At 46.5% G+C, this 15,848-nt stretch carries 17 protein-coding genes and 1 other RNA gene; 12 read left to right on the top strand and 6 right to left on the bottom strand.

Annotation, left to right across the window (positions count from 1 at the left end; all coding sequences use genetic code 11):
* The first annotated feature begins 181 nt into the window (after positions 1 to 181).
* The gene (gene hcp / locus ADU24_RS12335; protein ID WP_053366919.1) at positions 182 to 1,480 is read left to right on the top strand and encodes a hydroxylamine reductase; all 1,299 of its coding nucleotides are present in this window, start codon (positions 182 to 184) and stop codon (positions 1,478 to 1,480) included.
* Between the two features lie 266 nt (positions 1,481 to 1,746).
* Here the strand turns inward: hcp and ADU24_RS12330 are convergent, their stop codons facing one another.
* Positions 1,747 to 2,439: a Crp/Fnr family transcriptional regulator gene (locus ADU24_RS12330; protein WP_053366918.1), complete on the bottom strand. Its 693-nt coding sequence runs from the start codon at positions 2,437 to 2,439 to the stop codon at positions 1,747 to 1,749.
* A 188-nt stretch (positions 2,440 to 2,627) separates the two neighbouring features.
* Here ADU24_RS12330 and ADU24_RS12325 point away from each other — a divergent pair, with 188 nt between their 5' ends.
* The 8 genes from ADU24_RS12325 to ADU24_RS23045 all read left to right on the top strand — a co-directional run bounded on the left by ADU24_RS12325 (position 2,628) and on the right by ADU24_RS23045 (position 10,057).
* A complete protein-coding gene (locus ADU24_RS12325; protein WP_053366917.1) occupies positions 2,628 to 4,916 on the top strand; it encodes a DEAD/DEAH box helicase in 2,289 nt (762 codons plus the stop codon).
* A 4-nt stretch (positions 4,917 to 4,920) separates the two neighbouring features.
* Complete coding sequence (locus ADU24_RS12320; RefSeq protein ID WP_053366916.1) at positions 4,921 to 6,201, top strand: ribonuclease H-like domain-containing protein; 1,281 nt, start codon at positions 4,921 to 4,923, stop codon at positions 6,199 to 6,201.
* Between the two features lie 396 nt (positions 6,202 to 6,597).
* Entirely contained in the window at positions 6,598 to 6,834 is a 237-nt protein-coding gene (locus ADU24_RS12310; protein WP_053366914.1) for a CotD family spore coat protein, read from the top strand.
* A 108-nt stretch (positions 6,835 to 6,942) separates the two neighbouring features.
* Positions 6,943 to 7,494, top strand: coding sequence for a DUF1273 domain-containing protein (locus tag ADU24_RS12305; protein ID WP_053366913.1), 552 nt, complete (start codon positions 6,943 to 6,945; stop codon positions 7,492 to 7,494).
* 135 nt (positions 7,495 to 7,629) lie between these two features.
* Entirely contained in the window at positions 7,630 to 7,941 is a 312-nt protein-coding gene (gpsB, locus tag ADU24_RS12300) for a cell division regulator GpsB (protein ID WP_053368910.1), read from the top strand.
* A gap of 78 nt (positions 7,942 to 8,019) precedes the next feature.
* Positions 8,020 to 8,398, top strand: an RNA gene (rnpB, locus tag ADU24_RS22590) — RNase P RNA component class B.
* Positions 8,399 to 8,668: 270 nt separating this feature from the next.
* Positions 8,669 to 9,808 carry a THUMP domain-containing class I SAM-dependent RNA methyltransferase gene (locus ADU24_RS12290; RefSeq protein ID WP_053366912.1) on the top strand — a complete coding sequence of 380 codons (1,140 nt, stop codon included), beginning with the start codon at positions 8,669 to 8,671 and terminating at the stop codon, positions 9,806 to 9,808.
* 87 nt (positions 9,809 to 9,895) lie between these two features.
* On the top strand, positions 9,896 to 10,057 hold the full coding sequence (locus tag ADU24_RS23045; RefSeq protein WP_156324574.1) for a hypothetical protein: 162 nt from the start codon (positions 9,896 to 9,898) through the stop codon (positions 10,055 to 10,057).
* A gap of 46 nt (positions 10,058 to 10,103) precedes the next feature.
* Here ADU24_RS23045 and ADU24_RS12285 read toward each other — a convergent pair whose 3' ends face one another.
* From ADU24_RS12285 to ADU24_RS12265, 5 genes are read right to left on the bottom strand one after another with little or no spacing between them, the layout of a single operon-like run.
* Positions 10,104 to 10,403 (bottom strand): metal-sulfur cluster assembly factor, encoded by a 300-nt coding sequence (locus ADU24_RS12285; protein ID WP_053368909.1) that lies wholly within the window; start codon positions 10,401 to 10,403, stop codon positions 10,104 to 10,106.
* A 14-nt stretch (positions 10,404 to 10,417) separates the two neighbouring features.
* Complete coding sequence (locus ADU24_RS12280) at positions 10,418 to 11,662, bottom strand: hypothetical protein (protein WP_053366911.1); 1,245 nt, start codon at positions 11,660 to 11,662, stop codon at positions 10,418 to 10,420.
* A 13-nt stretch (positions 11,663 to 11,675) separates the two neighbouring features.
* The gene (locus tag ADU24_RS12275) at positions 11,676 to 11,882 is read right to left on the bottom strand and encodes a DUF2249 domain-containing protein (RefSeq protein WP_053366910.1); all 207 of its coding nucleotides are present in this window, start codon (positions 11,880 to 11,882) and stop codon (positions 11,676 to 11,678) included.
* A complete protein-coding gene (locus ADU24_RS12270) occupies positions 11,879 to 12,121 on the bottom strand; it encodes a DUF2249 domain-containing protein (RefSeq protein WP_053366909.1) in 243 nt (80 codons plus the stop codon). Before ADU24_RS12270 ends, ADU24_RS12275 begins: the two co-directional genes overlap by 4 nt.
* Positions 12,122 to 12,136: 15 nt before the next feature.
* Positions 12,137 to 12,826, bottom strand: coding sequence for a Crp/Fnr family transcriptional regulator (locus ADU24_RS12265; protein WP_053366908.1), 690 nt, complete (start codon positions 12,824 to 12,826; stop codon positions 12,137 to 12,139).
* Positions 12,827 to 13,035: 209 nt separating this feature from the next.
* Between ADU24_RS12265 and ADU24_RS12260 the strand changes: the two genes are divergently transcribed.
* The 3 genes from ADU24_RS12260 to ADU24_RS12250 all read left to right on the top strand — a co-directional run bounded on the left by ADU24_RS12260 (position 13,036) and on the right by ADU24_RS12250 (position 15,848).
* Complete coding sequence (locus ADU24_RS12260) at positions 13,036 to 13,272, top strand: DUF2249 domain-containing protein (protein WP_053366907.1); 237 nt, start codon at positions 13,036 to 13,038, stop codon at positions 13,270 to 13,272.
* 112 nt (positions 13,273 to 13,384) lie between these two features.
* Positions 13,385 to 14,902 (top strand): carboxypeptidase M32, encoded by a 1,518-nt coding sequence (locus tag ADU24_RS12255; RefSeq protein WP_053366906.1) that lies wholly within the window; start codon positions 13,385 to 13,387, stop codon positions 14,900 to 14,902.
* Between the two features lie 37 nt (positions 14,903 to 14,939).
* Positions 14,940 to 15,848 carry a DMT family transporter gene (locus ADU24_RS12250; protein WP_053366905.1) on the top strand — a complete coding sequence of 303 codons (909 nt, stop codon included), beginning with the start codon at positions 14,940 to 14,942 and terminating at the stop codon, positions 15,846 to 15,848.

Genomic DNA, 15,848 nt, shown 5'->3' with positions numbered 1-15,848 from the left:
TCCTCCATTTCTACAGGATTTTCTACCACATCCTATGTACGCTGGGAGTAAGAAGTGAAAACCATCAGAAAGAAGTATGAACGATTTTTGACATTCGAAAATGTGTGATGTATATCACAGGAATTTGCGCTAACATCGATTATTCTGGGACAGTAGTTATCGAAGAAAGCGGGGAAACATCATGTTTTGTTATCAATGTGAACAAACACCAAGCGGAGGGTGCAAGGTCATTGGAGTATGCGGCAAAGACGAGACAATCGCCAGCCTCCAGGACACCATCATTTTCGCGTTAAAAGGGATTGCCGCTTACCGGACCCATGCCAACCAGCTTGGCTATACAGATCCGTTCGTGGATACAGTTACCCATGAAGCGCTTTACATGACACTGACAAATTCAAATTTCAATGTAGAGGAACATATCGATATGGCCATGAAGGTAGGCCGTTCCGCTGTACGGGTCATGGAAATGCTTGATGAGGCGCATACAAAACGCCTTGGCATTCCTGAACCAATCAGGGTCAGCCAGAACAAGGTCGAGGGGAAAGCGATTGTTGTTACAGGCCACAATCTTTTCGCCCTTGAGGAACTTCTGCGGCAAACGGAAGGGAAGGGAATCAATATTTATACCCATTCCGAAATGCTGCCCGCACATGGATATCCTGCTTTGAAAAAATTCAGCCATTTGAAAGGCAATATCGGGAAGGCATGGTATGACCAGCGCCGATTGTTCGAAAAATTCCCGGGTGCCATCCTTGCCACAACTAACTGTGTTATGCCGATCAAAGGCAGCTATGCGGACAGGATGTTTTCGTATGAAGTAGCGGGGCTTGAAAATGTACAAAAAATTGAAAATGACGATTTCAGTCCGCTCATTGAAAGGGCGCTTGAACTTCCGGAAGCGGCTATTGAATCGGACGAGACCCTTCTGACAGGCTTTCACCATGAAACTGTCCTGGGCTTAGCGCCGGAAGTGATAGCCGCGGTTAAAGAAGGAAAAATCAAGCGGTTCTTCGTTATCGCCGGATGCGACGCCCCAGGCAAAGGCGGGGAATACTACCGCGAACTTGCAACATCATTGCCGCCAGAAACGGTCATCCTAACAACATCTTGCGGAAAATTCCGCTTCAATGATGTTGATTACGGAGTGGTGCCTGGCACTGAAATTCCGCGGTATATCGACCTTGGACAGTGCAATAATTCAGGGTCGACAGTAAAGATTGCCCTCGCGCTCGCGGATGCGTTTGGCTGCGAAGTCAATGAACTCCCGGTCAGCATTGTCCTTTCCTGGTTTGAGCAAAAGGCGGTCGCCATTTTGCTTGGTTTATTCAGCCTGGGAATCAAGGATATCCGCATCGGCCCGAAACCGCCGGAATTCATCTCATCGGGGGTTCTGGAAGTACTCCAAAATGCATTCAACCTCAAACTGATTGGCAATGCCCAGGATGACATGAATGAAATGCTCCAATTAGCTGAAGTATGATAAAGTGAAAATTTCATGGGAGGGCTGTTTCCTGTGCCGGCCTTGGAGGATCAACAACAGAAGTCCGGAGACAGGTGGCTGGTCTTAAATTGCTCATAATACAATAATATTTTTGCCCACACAAAAACCGCAGGCGTCCTGCGGTTTTTGGTGCTTGCCTATGGCTTGCAGAATACAACCTGTCCATACGTTCGTTCAGCCCAGCCACAGGATGGTTTGAGCGAATTTGGCCCGGGCTATGCTGCTCATTCTGATTTTCGCGGCGGTCAATATATTTCCTCGAGGAGCCGCCCGGAATCAAAACGCATATTTCCCTGGCTGTCCACACTGATCACATTATCCTTTTTTAATTTTGTCAACGTCCGGCTGACCGTTTCCCTAGTCGTGCCAATCATATTGGCCAAATCCCTGTTCGTGAATTCCGCCTTCAGCATAATAGATCCGTCCGCCTGCGCTGTGCCATGGGTTTTCCCAAGCCTGACGAGCAGTTTAATAATTTGTTCGTTTGTGTTGTTCAGGATTTGCTCTTCAAGCCTGTTTTGCAGATCAACAATTTTCTCGCCGAGCACCCGGAAAAGTTTAATGCAAAGCTCCGGATTGTCAATCAGCACCTTTTCAAATTCCGCGATCGGGACAACGACAAGCGTTGAAGGCTCAAGCACTTCCGCATACGCCGGATAGTCGCCCTTTCGGAAAAACCCGACATGGGGAAACATGTCGCCCTTTTTTTGAATGGAAACGATTTGCTCTTTTCCGTTTACATCACTTTTATAAATTTTTATTTTGCCATTGGAAACGAAGTAGACATTTTTAAGGGGATCGCCCTGCATGAACACATGAGTCCCTTTGCTGAACTCCCTTGATAGGGAAATCCCGGCGACTTTATCCAATTCATGCCCTTCAAGTTCCCTGAAAATAGGAAACCAGGACAAAACATTTTTGATTGTTTCGGCTTTCAACTTGTTCACCCCAGGATTTTGGCTTCTACATAGTATTTTACCAGATTGCAAGCAATTGGCCACACCAGGCGGAAAACTGCATTCACTCCAGCTGGTGTAAATTTCCTGTCGGATTCTTCCGTGAATAGAAAGATTTTGCTTTGTAAACGAACGTCTATTCGCTAGAATAAACATATGGGGGGATGAACGTGAAACTTAGGAAAAGCCTTCAGGAAATGCTTGATAAATTAAAATTGGACAGGGAGTATAAAGAAAACATTGTCCATTGGCATACAATTGAAGAGAAACCGGCACGGACAGCACCGTTGCCTGAAAATATGAATCCTTTTTTAAAGGAGGCCCTGCAGAATAGGGGGATCGGGGAGCTATATACCCATCAAAGGACGGCTTTTGAAAAAGCAACCGCGGAAAAAAATATTGTGGCAGTCACGCCTACCGCATCCGGAAAGACGCTTTGCTACAATTTGCCTGTCCTAGAGACGATTATTAACGACCCTAACGCCCGTGCCCTATATATGTTTCCGACAAAAGCGCTCGCGCAGGACCAAAAAAGTGAAATAAATGAGCTAATCCAGGAAGCGGGATTGGATATAAACAGTTACACGTATGATGGCGATACACCAGCGAACATCAGGCAGCGGGTCCGGAAGGCGGGTCATATCGTCATTACAAACCCGGACATGCTTCATAGCGCCATTTTGCCCCATCACACAAAGTGGGTTTCCCTGTTTGAAAACTTGAAGTTTGTCGTTATTGATGAGCTGCATACATACAGGGGGGTATTCGGCAGCCATGTCGCCAACGTAATCCGCAGGCTGAAACGGATTTGCAATTATTACGGGAGCAACCCTGTTTTTATTTGCACGTCAGCAACGATTGCCAATCCGGTTGAACTGGCCGAAGCCCTAACAGAAACAAAGATGGAACTAATAGACAACAACGGTGCCCCGACAGGCCGAAAGCATTTTGTATTTTACAATCCGCCGATTGTCAATAAACCGCTGAACATCAGAAGAAGCGCTACGCTTGAAGTTAGGAGGATCGCGGGCGAGCTTTTAAAAAATAAAATCCAGACGATCGTTTTTGCAAGAAGCAGGGTGAGGGTGGAAATTATCCTGACTTATCTGCAGGAACTCGTCAAAAACCAGCTTGGGCCGAAATCAATTATGGGGTACAGGGGCGGGTACCTGCCAACCGAAAGGCGCCGCATTGAAAAAGGCCTCCGTACCGGGGATATATACGGGGTTGTAAGCACAAACGCCCTTGAACTCGGGGTTGATATCGGGCAGCTCCAGGTATGCATCATGACTGGCTACCCGGGAACCATCTCAAGCGCGTGGCAGCAGGCGGGAAGGGCTGGAAGAAGGCATGGGGAATCGCTAGTCATTATGGTTGCCAGCTCAAGCCCCCTTGACCAGTATGTAATCCAGCACCCTGATTATTTTTTCAACAAAAGCCCGGAAACAGCGAGAATTAACCCGGATAACCTGATCATCCTGATCGACCATTTAAAATGCGCGGCATACGAGCTTCCTTTTAAAAAAGAAGAATCCTTCGGCAGCTTTGAAACGGAAGAACTGCTCGAGTATTTAACAGAGGAACGGGTGCTTTACAGAAAGGGGGACAAGTGGTATTGGATGAACGATTCATTTCCGGCCCATAACATTAGCCTACGATCGGCATCGCAGGAGAATGTAATAATTATTGACCAGTCCGATGTAGCGAATGTAAAGGTGATCGGAGAGATGGATACCTTCTCAGCCATGACGCTCCTGCATGATGAAGCAATTTATTTGCACCAGGGAATCCAATACCAGGTCGAAAAACTTGATTGGGATGAAAAGAAGGCATTCGTAAGGGAAGTCGATGTCGACTATTTTACCGACGCAAACCTGGCCGTTCAGATGAAAGTTCTGGAGGTTGACAGGGTTTCGGAACGGAAGGGTGCCGAGGTTGGTTATGGCGATGTAAGTGTCAGGGCCATGGCGACCATTTTCAAGAAAATAAAGTTCGAAACACATGACAACATTGGGTCAGGGCCGATTTTTCTTCCAGAGGCGGAATTGCACACGAACGCAGCCTGGATTTCCCTTTATGAGCCGCTTGAGGGGATGGGGCATGAACGGCTCGAGCAGGGGCTTATAGGCGCCGCCCATGCACTTTCCCATATAGCCCCATTATTTGTAATGGCAGATCCACAGGATATCCATGTCGTTCCGCAGGTGAAGGCAGACCATAATGAAAAGCCGACGATATTCTTTTATGACCGTTACCCGGGAGGCATCGGATTGAGCGATAAAATTTATTCGGGAATCGGGACTGTGCTTGAGGAAGCCAGGTCACTGATCGGCAATTGCCGATGTGAAAGCGGCTGCCCATCCTGCATTGGCATGGACACTTCAGTGATGACGGCAAAAAAGGACGCCTTGAATATCATTAGCGTTTATCTCGAATCGGCGAAGGAGGAACGGATTTAGGGAGATGTCACTAAAAAACAAATTGAACCGGCTGAAACCGCATCTTTCCGCTAACAAGGACCCTTTGCGTCAAGTGGAAGAGAATGGGGAGACCGCCCGTGATGTTCCTTTTTTGGATGAATGGGCCAAGGCCGGAGTAAACGTCTACCATTTTGATGGCCAATACTGCCTAATTCGGGAGGTTGCCTATCCGCTGTCACACCAGCATGGGAAATACAGATTTTCCGACTTCATCGAGGCCACGGCCATTTGGGAAAAAACCAGGATTGGCCATCCGCTTTCTTCAGCTGGGCATTCCCCAGAAGAGCTGTTCTTTTTTGATACGGAAACAACAGGGCTTGGCGGAGGGGCGGGKAATACAATTTTCCTGCTCGGCTATGCGAGTGTGATGGGGAATTCCCTGGTGTTAAGGCAGCATATCCTGCCGAATCCCGGGGCTGAAGTTCCTTTGTATCAAAGTTTTTTGGAAAGCATTGATTACCGGACGCTCGTAACCTATAACGGAAAATCGTTCGACTGGCCGCAAGTAAAGACAAGGCACACTCTTGTCAGGGACAATGTACCGAAATTGCCTCACTTTGGCCATTTCGACTTGTACCATGCCGCAAGGAGGCTCTGGAAGCATCGGCTTGAGAGATTGAAGCTTTCTGTGGTGGAAAAGGAAGTGCTCGGGGTCGAGAGGGTGGACGATATCCCCGGATTCCTAGCCCCGATGATTTATTTTGATTTTGTTGAAAGCGGCCGGCCTGAAGGAATGCTCGGCATTATGAAGCATAATGAACTAGATATCCTTTCCCTCGTCACACTGTACGCACACCTGACCTTCCAGATTTGCGGGGTGGATGAGGGCCGGACAAACCGGGAGGCTTTTGAGGTTGGAAAGTGGTTTTCTGCCGTTGGGAACCACGATGAAGCGACTAAGGCTTTTGCCAATTTGATTGAAGGGAAGAGCGAAGAAGCGGATCGCTCAAGGCTCGCCCTCGCGTATACGCAAAAAAAGGAACGGAATTGGAAAGGCGCGCTAGAATTGTTCTCTTCGTTGGCGCAATCAGCGGATAGGAGCCTAGCGATTGAAGGGTGCATTGAGGCTGCAAAAATCCTTGAACATCGCGAGAAGAATTTCCGGAACGGCCTGGAATTTTGCAGAAAGGCGATTTCCCTTTTCGGGGAAAATGAAATCAGGTTATCAACTGGCAAAGCCTTGATTGAGGAACTGCGTCACAGGGAAGCAAGGCTCGTTAGAAAATGTGGAGGTACTGCTTCACAGGACAGCAAGGGCCATTAGAAAATGTGGCGAGAGCAATGTGAGCAGCAAGGTTTATATAGGCTGGATGGAACTGCCACTTTTTTTGAATGGGAAGAACGGGCGTCGAAAAAAATGTCACAAATTTTTCGGAATTTCCCATGGTAAATTCCACTTTTTTAGTTGTTTAAGATTTCGTACGGCTGTAAAATTGAAGTTTGGAAAGGCATTTTCGACATTTATCAACATAAACGGGGCTGGTTGTATGTATAAAGCAATATTATGTCTATTTTTTATTGTAGTCTGCCTGACGGCAATCATTTTTACGAATATGAAGGAAAGTTTTCTGGCGTTCCTCATGTAATTGGGTCAATTCATTAGAGCGTTTTACGCGGAGTTGCCATAGGCTATTAACACCTTGGAAAAGGAGTGAATGCCATGTATGGCAGGCCAGGCAACGCAAGCGGGTTATTCCCCGCTGCCCCATTGCATGTTAACCATGAATATTCCACCATTGTCATTCCCCATATCCATCCCGTCCATGGAATAACGGTGAACCATCAGCGGATTATCCATGAACATTATTTCCCGCATGTATTCAGTACATTGCACATGCCGCCGGTCCACAGCTTCGGACCGGTGCGGCGGGAAGGCGGACAATGGAATAGATTTTAGTGCATTGGCCAGAGGTTCATTTGGAGAGGGCGGAAAAACGCCCTTTTTATCGTTGCTTGCGAATATTCTATATGTATACGAGAATAGATATCAAAAGGAGGGGTTTGTCTGTCAAAGGTAGTGGCAATCTCGGGCTATAAGCCTTTTGAACTGGGCATTTTTAAAAAGGACCACCCTTCCGCAGAATATATTCGTGCCGCCTTCAGGAAGGAATTGCAGGGAATGGCGGAATCCGGACTAGAATGGGTATTGATCAGCGGACAGCTTGGCGCGGAACTATGGGCGGCGGAGGCCGTTTTCGAACTGCAGGAAAATTTCCCAGATTTGAAGCTCGCTGTCATTACGCCTTTTCTCAACCAGGAGGAAAAATGGAACGAAGCGAACAAGGAATGGTATGAGTCCATCCTTATTGGGGCGGAATATGTGGATTCAATCACAAAGAAGAATTACGAAAGCCCACTCCAATTCAGGCTTAAAAATCAATTTTTTATAGAAAAGAGCGATTTGCTGCTTCTCTTGTACGACCCTGAAAAGGAAGGGAGCCCTAAATTTATTTACGAAATGGCTCAAAGAAAAGAAAGTTATCAAATTAGGCTGATAACCTTCTATGATCTGCAGGAAATCGTTGAAGAAGAACAAATGAGGCGGTACGATTATTAACTTTCCGCCACACGAGCTCTATGTCCCATGCGATGCGGCTAGCTGCAATTTCGGTCAATCGCATGAAGAATTGACAAAAGGGGATATTTTTGAAAAAATAATATGTAATGATTGGCGAAGCCTGAGGTGAATGAAATGTTATCGGATAAAATTAAACTTACGGCAAAAGATATTTTGGAACAGGAGTTTAAGACGGCCATGCGCGGCTATAAGCAGGAAGATGTTGATAAATTCCTTGACCTGATCATTAAGGACTATGAAACCTTCCACCAGGAAATTGAAGAACTTCAGCAGGAAAACCTCCGCCTGAAAAAGCAGCTCGAGGATACATCCAGAAGGGCTTCCCAGCAGCCGCCTGTACAGCCTGCCGGCACAACCAACTTCGATATACTGAAACGTCTTTCCAACCTTGAAAAGCATGTTTTTGGAAATAAACTGTACGATTGATCGAAGCTGCCAGCGTTTCCTCTAAAAACCATTGCTTTTCATTGAGGATATTCCTATAATAGATAGTGTCCATTAAGCGCGTTCGGGTAATCGCTGCAGTTTCAGCTGCAGAGGAAAGTCCATGCTCGCACAGGCTGAGATGCCTGTAGTGTTCGTGCCTGGCGAAAAAATAAGCCAGGGCAGCCAGTTTTGGCTGACGGCCGGGAAAATGCCTAAGTCCCTTGGATATGGCATGAATACCTATAAAAGTGCCACAGTGACGTAGCCTTCAAAGAAATGCGAAGGGTGGAACGAGGTAAACCCCACGAGCGAGAAACCCAAATTATGGTAGGGGCGCTTTCTCCAAGGAACTCAACGAGGGAGAAGGACAGGCTTATGCCTGTAGATAGATGATTACCGCCGGAGTACGAGACTCGCGTCGCTAGCAGTACAATGGTACAGAACATGGCTTACAGAACGCATTAGTGGAAAATTGCCATAAAGATGAAAGGCTCTCCGGATCAGGGGAGCTTTTTTTGTGTAATTAAATGGACTAATGTGTGGACACTGATCATGGGTTTACCGGGTTTTTCGGAGTTTGCCGTCCGAATCGCCGCCTGATTTGGACAGGTGGCCGTTCGAAATGCAGTTTACTGTCCAAATCTCCACCGGGTAACTGGACTTTTACGCTTTTTTATGCAATCCTGTTAACAGACAAAAAGCATACATACCAAGGTTAGGTGAAAAAATGGGCAAGTATCAAATTATCGCGACTGCGGCAATGGGGCTCGAAGCGCTTGTTGCCAAGGAAGTTAAAGATTTAGGGTATGAAGGCAGCACCGAGAACGGCAAGGTTACATTTACGGGTGATGAGGCCGCGATTGCGAAGGCCAATCTTTGGCTGAGAACTGCGGATAGGGTAAAATTAAAGGCTGGCGAATTCAAGGCTTTTACTTTTGATGAACTGTTTGAAAAAACAAAAGCTCTTCCATGGGAACAATTCATTTCTGAAGATGCTGAATTCCCGGTCAGCGGAAAATCGGTTAAATCCAAGCTATTCAGCGTTTCCGACTGCCAGGCGATTGTGAAGAAAGCGATCGTCGAAAGGCTTAAAAAGGCTTATCGGAGGACGAGCAGGTTTGAGGAAACCGGACCTCTTGTTAAAATTGAGGTCTCACTCCTGAAAGATGTTGCAACGCTAACAATTGACACGAGTGGAGCAGGGCTTCATAAAAGAGGCTACCGCGCGGGACAGGGAGAGGCACCACTCAAGGAAACTCTTGCTGCCTCCCTTGTGCTCCTGACAAACTGGACAGCTGATAAACCGTTCATAGACCCATTCTGCGGATCGGGTACGATTCCGATAGAGGCTGCATTAATTGGCCAAAATATTGCCCCGGGTTTCAATCGGGAATTTGTTTCGGAGCAATGGGGCTGGATTCCTGAAAGGATTTGGGATGAAGCTAGGACGGAAGCGGAAGATTTGGCCAATTATGACCAGCCGCTTGATATTTCGGGATCGGATATCGACCACCGCATGATAAAGATTGCCGAGGGAAATGCTTTTGAAGCGGGGCTTGGGGAATTGATTTCCTTCAAACAAATGCAGGTAAGAGATTTGACTTCCGACAAGCAATACGGTGTCATTGTCGCAAACCCGCCGTATGGGGAGCGGCTTGGAGACAGGCCCGCTGTTGAAAAAATGTACGGTGAAATGGGCGAGGCTTTTGGAAAGCTTGATACATGGAGCAAGTATATCCTTACCGCCCACGAGGATTTTGAAAAGTTTTACGGTAAGCCGGCTACCAAGAAACGGAAGCTTTTCAATGGCTTTATCAAAACAGACTACTATCAGTATTGGGGTCCAAGGCCACCACGCACGAAGTAGTGTACATTTAGTAACGATACATGAATAATCCTGTTCACTACCGAATAGAATACAGACATCCTACTTTATTCGGGAGGGAAAGGAAACATGTATCAACCAATCGATTTCGCCAAAATTGCCAAGGCGATTGAGGCAACGAAGCAAATGCTGAATGAGGATTCCAAGCCAACAGCAACGATAGTTGTTCAATTAAAAGAAGCGGACAGGAACTGGAAGCAGGCGCTATCGGCAAATGCCGCGATAAGATAAGGCCGGGTACAGGGGAAACCCTGACATCCCGGCCTTTATTTTTTTCTTACCTTCCCAAGAGTCTCAATGCCTCTTTCGACATGTTTTCCGGCGACCATGCCGGCTCCCAAATAAGGTTCACAGTAGCAGAATTAATTTCTTCCATCGCTTCTATTCTGTGTTTTACGCCCGAAGTGATGCTGTCGTGCAGTGGGCAGCCCGGAGTTGTCAGGGTCATTGTAATTTCCACGTCCCTTTCAGTAGCCATGCGAATTCCATAAATAAGGCCTAAATCCACAACATTAATGTTTAGCTCGGGATCGAGCACCTGTTTCAGTTCTTCACGAATTTTATCTGCAATTTCCATAAGGAAACACCCCTTCATTTTTTTAACACTCCAATAATTGTCAAGCTAATGCCTGAAAGTGAAATCGAAACCACTGCCTGGCCGATGAAGAAAAGGCTCGCTGTTTTCGTGAGCAAAGAGCTAAATACGATTAGCGATCCGGCGGCGAGCATCATAAACAAAGGCACTGCAGATTTGTCGCTGACCATCTCCTTTAGGGAAGGAACAGGCGTTTTTCCAATTTCATGGCTGTATTTGTGGGTCCACCATAAAAACGGTACAATTTTATACAGGTAGCCCAAAATGCTCAAGGCAATCCACAGTAGGATATAAAGATAAATCAGCGGGCCTATTAGATGTGAAAAAGAACCTGACACCCAGGCAACCAAGGCAGTTAAATGGATGGCTGCGCCAAATGCAATCCCAAGAAGCGCGAATAAAAAAGGTTTATCACGTTTCTTTTTAATCCTTTTGCTGATTATGTGCTTAATATGCCATACAAAAAGGACAAAACCGGCAGCTAGCAACGCCAAGCCCAGGCCTTCGAGAGAAGGGTACCCCGACCAAAACGAAACGATCATGGCTGCAAGCCCCAAGCAATAAATGCCGAAGACCAGTTTTGCCACGTTCATTCTATAACCATGCGACAAGGAAAACATCGGAACCATCTTATAGGAAAAACCGAAAATCAATAATGTGAACCAGCCTGCTAACCCGAGTAGCAGGTGGCTTTTAAAAACAGCAGCATAAATGTTTGCTCCGGCGCCGGTTTTAATAAACCATGCCATCAAAATGCCAAGAACAATCGTTGTCAGGAGGCAAAAGAGCCCAGTACCGACAAATAAGGTCAGGATAGTGGGCTTCGCCTGTTTCCTGAGTGTCATATACATCTGAAAAATAAACATTAGGATTCCGGCCAACGCGAGGACTCCAGGCAAAAACGCCTTCGGAGGATTTACATAAAGCATTGCCGAAAAAATCCCGATACCCATAGCGGTTGCCGCAAATTGGATATATCCGAATTTTTCGCTCCAGACCGGGGTCAGGAAAGCGACCGGTACAAGTTGGTACATTGCTCCCATCGCGGTCATGAGAGCCCAACCTAAAAGAAGCAGGTGGGCTGATGACCAAATCGGGGGAATCCGGAATACCCCATCAGAAACCAAACTCCCATTCATAAGCAAGATTATCTGCGAAAGCATCAATGCCGCCAGCCCGGACAAAATAAAAGCAAACGGCAGCTTAATGGAGGTTTCATTACCTGAGTGCTGCTGAAGCATGATGCATCCTCCTTTAGCGGAAGATTTCTATTCTAAAACTTCCGTCATTTTGTTCTTCAGTCCGCTGTTTAAAGCAAAGTTCCTCGAGCTGTTCATACAGGAACATCGGGCGCCGGTCGTTAATAATCGTTAATATTTCATTTTCGCCAAGCCCTTCCAATACCGCCAATGTCCTCATCATCGGCTCTGGAGGCTCAAGCCCGCGGTTATCGAGAATCATTTTTGACCACCCTTTTTTGTAAAAGTGACTTTCCAGTGTTTCTTCCCGATCTCCTCTTCCTCATGCGAAAATCCTTTTGCCTTCATTACCGCAAATAAGGGAACAGGTTTGAACGGGGCATGCAGAATGAAAACATTGTTCTCCTCAAGCACGAGAACCGCATCCATAATTTTTTGGAATGGCTCCAGTTTGTTTTTCAGATCTTCGCGTACATCAAGCTCTACAATCTTTTGTTCCATCACACTCTCTCCTTTTTAAAAAAGCTCCTGCTGAAGGGCATCTCTGTCAATCAAATAGAAACCTTCCCCATCCTGGCGCAACAGCTGTTTTTTCTTTAAATGGTTGACCGTGCGGGACACAGTTTCCCTCGTTGTGCCGATCATATTGGCCAGCTCCCGGTTCGTAAAATGGGTTGTCAGCTGGTAAACGCCATCTTTTCCAACCCCATTTGACTTTGTCAGCCTGAGAAGGAGGAGGAGGATCTGCTCATACGTATTGTGGAGAATCTGCGCTTCAAGCCGGGCCTGGAGGTCGACGATTTTTTCGCCAAGAACCCTGAACAGCTTAATACTGAGTTCGGGATACGAGAGGAGCATTTTTTCAAATTCCTTAATCGGAACGACAATCAATTCGGCTTTTTCAACAATTTCAGCATGAGCTGGAAAATTTCCCTGCCTGAAAAATCCTGCGTGCGGAAACATTTCGCCTGGTTCAAGCACCGAAATAATTTGTTCCTTGCCCGCAGAATCTGTCCGGTAAATCTTTACTTTTCCTGAATGGATGAAAAACACCCGGTCGAGCGGGTCATCCTGCATAAAGACGTACGCCTTCTTCTTGTAAAAACGGGCTATGGCAATCTTGACAACCTCTTCAAGCTCGCAGAAATTCAATTCTTTGAAAATTGGAACAGCAGCCAGCCGCTTAACAATATCTGTCCTCTTCATCGGCTTCACCTTTTATCCTATATGGTTATTGTTAATCTAAGTTTACCAGGATCAAGGCCACCGTTAAGTGATGCCAATCATACCTTTATAAAAAATAATGCCACGCTTAAAAAAGAATCACACAACAGGTGTGATTGCACGCACTCTTCTTGCGTTCGCGTCGAAATATAATTGAAGGGACGGTCAATATATTTTTAGGAGTGATAAGAATGCAAACCTTTGCAGCCATTGTCAATGTGCCCGATTATCCGCCACGGGAAAAGCATCCGACAATCTTCTCTGCTTTCGACAGCCTAGAAAAGGGTGAATCCATGCAAATTATCAATGACCATGACCCAAGGCCATTGCTTTATCAGTTCATGATGGAGCGGCCGGATGAGTTCGAATGGCAGTATATCGAAGAAGGCCCGGAAATATGGAAGGTAGCTATTAAAAAGAAACTGTAGAACCTATCAAGCCGCTGTGGAACCCATATTCCGCAGCAGCTTTTTTATTTATAAAATCTAATTTTCCAAAAAGTATGATAAAATGGATTGATTAATCGAAAGGGGAAAAGGTATGGGAAAATCGATTGCAGAAATAGAAAAGTCTTTTCTGGCCTACGTAAAGAAAATGTCGGCCTACAACGAAGCGCTCGGGCTAATCTACTGGGATTTGCGGACTGGCGCCCCGAAAGAAGGGCATGTCCAGCGCTCCGAAGTGATTGGCGTGCTTTCCAGTGAAGTTTTTAAAATGTCCGTATCCGATGAGATGGCAGCATACATAGAACAACTTTCCGGCGCCGAGCTGGACCCGATTACAAAGAAGGTCCTTGAAGAGTGCAAAAAGAACTTCGACCGGAACCGTAAAATACCCGAGGACTTGTTCAGGGAATATGTCGTACTTCAGGCGAGGGCTGAATCGGTATGGGAGGAAGCGAAAAAGGCCTCTGATTTTGAACTGTTCAGGCCCTATTTGGAAAAACTCGTCGCCATCACCAAGCAGTTTATCGAGTATTGGGGACATGGCGGCAATCCATATGATTCTCTCCTTGACATGTATGAGCCTGGAGTCACTGTTGAGGTACTCGACAATGTCTTTGCGAGGCTCCGCGAGAAAATTGTTCCTTTGGTAAGTGAAATAGCGAAATCGGGCCGGAAACCAGAGACAGGATTCTTGTTCCACCATTTCCCGAAAGAAGCGCAAAAGGATTTCAGCCTTGAGGTCCTAAAGAAGATTGGTTATAACTTCAATGCCGGCAGGCTTGATGAGACAGTCCATCCGTTCGCGACCGGACTGAATCCGGGAGATGTAAGGGTAACGACAAATTATGATGAACATGATTTCCGGACTGCGGTATTCGGGACAATCCATGAAGCCGGACACGCCTTATATGAACAGAATATTTCCAAGGAGCTGATTGGTACACCGCTTTGCTCCGGAACCTCCATGGGTATACATGAATCGCAATCGCTCTTTTATGAAAATTTCGTTGGCAGGAGCCTTGCGTTTTGGAAGAACAACTTCGAATTGCTGAAAGAATTCGCTGACGGACAGTTTGATGGGGTTTCAATCAACGATTTTTACAAGGCAATCAATGAATCGAAACCATCGTATATCCGGATTGAAGCAGACGAATTAACGTATCCGCTCCATATCATTATTCGCTATGAAATAGAAAAGGGGCTTTTTAACAACGAAATCGAGGTAAAGGATCTCCCGGAAGTCTGGAACAGCAAATACGAGCAGTATTTGGGCATCCGCCCGCGGAACGATGCGGAAGGAGTCCTTCAGGATGTCCACTGGTCAGGCGGTTCGTTCGGCTATTTTCCTTCCTATGCGCTCGGGTACATGTATGCTGCCCAGTTCATGAATACACTCAAAAAGGAAATGCCTGAATTCGATAGCCTTCTGGAAAACGGCGAGTTTCTCCCCATCAAGGAATGGTTTACAAAGAATGTCCATTCTTTTGGGAAAATGAAAAAACCGCTTGAGATCCTGAACGATGCTACGGGAGAGGGGCTGAATCCCGAATACCTGATTGGCTACCTTTATAAAAAATACTGCGGGATTTACGGCCTTAACGTGGATAAATAAGAAAAGGGGATTGTTTCACTGATTGGTGGTGGGTTTGATGAAAAAGTATATTCCGCTTATGCTAATCGCGGCCAGTGCGTCATTGTGGGGATGCATTGCGATCTTTGTAAGGGGACTGGCCGAAATTGGCTTCAGCCCGATGGAAATCGTGACAATCAGGGTCGCAATTGCGGCGATTCTGCTTGCTGTGATTGGCGGCGTGAAATACAGGGGAGATATGGCGATCCGGCTGCGTGACAGTTGGCTGTTCATCGGGACCGGCATCTTCAGTATCGTATTCTTTAATTGGTGCTATTTTACGGCCCTGAATTTGATGGACGTGTCGCTTGCCGTTATTCTCTTGTATACGTCTCCGATTTTCGTGTCGATTTTATCCTTTTTTGTTTTCAGGGAGAAATTCACGAAAACGAAATTTCTGGCTGTGGCGGGCACATTTTTGGGATGTGTACTCGTTGCCGGATTCAGGGGGGATTCCGCCGGGGCGGCCCCAACCGGACTTCTGATCGGCCTTGGGGCAGGGCTGGGGTATGCCCTTTACAGCATTTTTGGAAAAGCGGCGTTGAACAAATACAAGCCATTTACGATTACGTTTTATACGTTTTTAACAGCTGCCTTATTCCTCGTCCCGCTGACAAGCCTTTGGGACAAGGCAGACGTTGTCCTATCGGCGGATTCACTCCTTTATGGAGCAGGCCTTGGCATTGTTCCAACCGTTCTGGCCTATTTTATGTATACGAAGGGACTTGAAAAAACCGACAGCAGCACGGCGGCGATTATCGCGACTGTCGAACCGATTGTGGCGACGATGCTTGGGGTTTTCCTCTACGGGGAAGGAATCGGTATCCTGCAAATCATCGGTTCTGCTCTCATCCTCTTATCCGTATCCGTGGCCAATCTGAATTTTGAACAGTTCCGGCCGAATAAGAAAAGGCTCCAGTCAATGTGA

The sequence above is a fragment of the Bacillus sp. FJAT-27245 genome, from assembly GCF_001273955.1.
Taxonomy (GTDB): Bacteria; Bacillota; Bacilli; order Bacillales; family Cytobacillaceae; genus Bacillus_D.
This window is presented reverse-complemented; position numbering and strand designations above follow the sequence as displayed.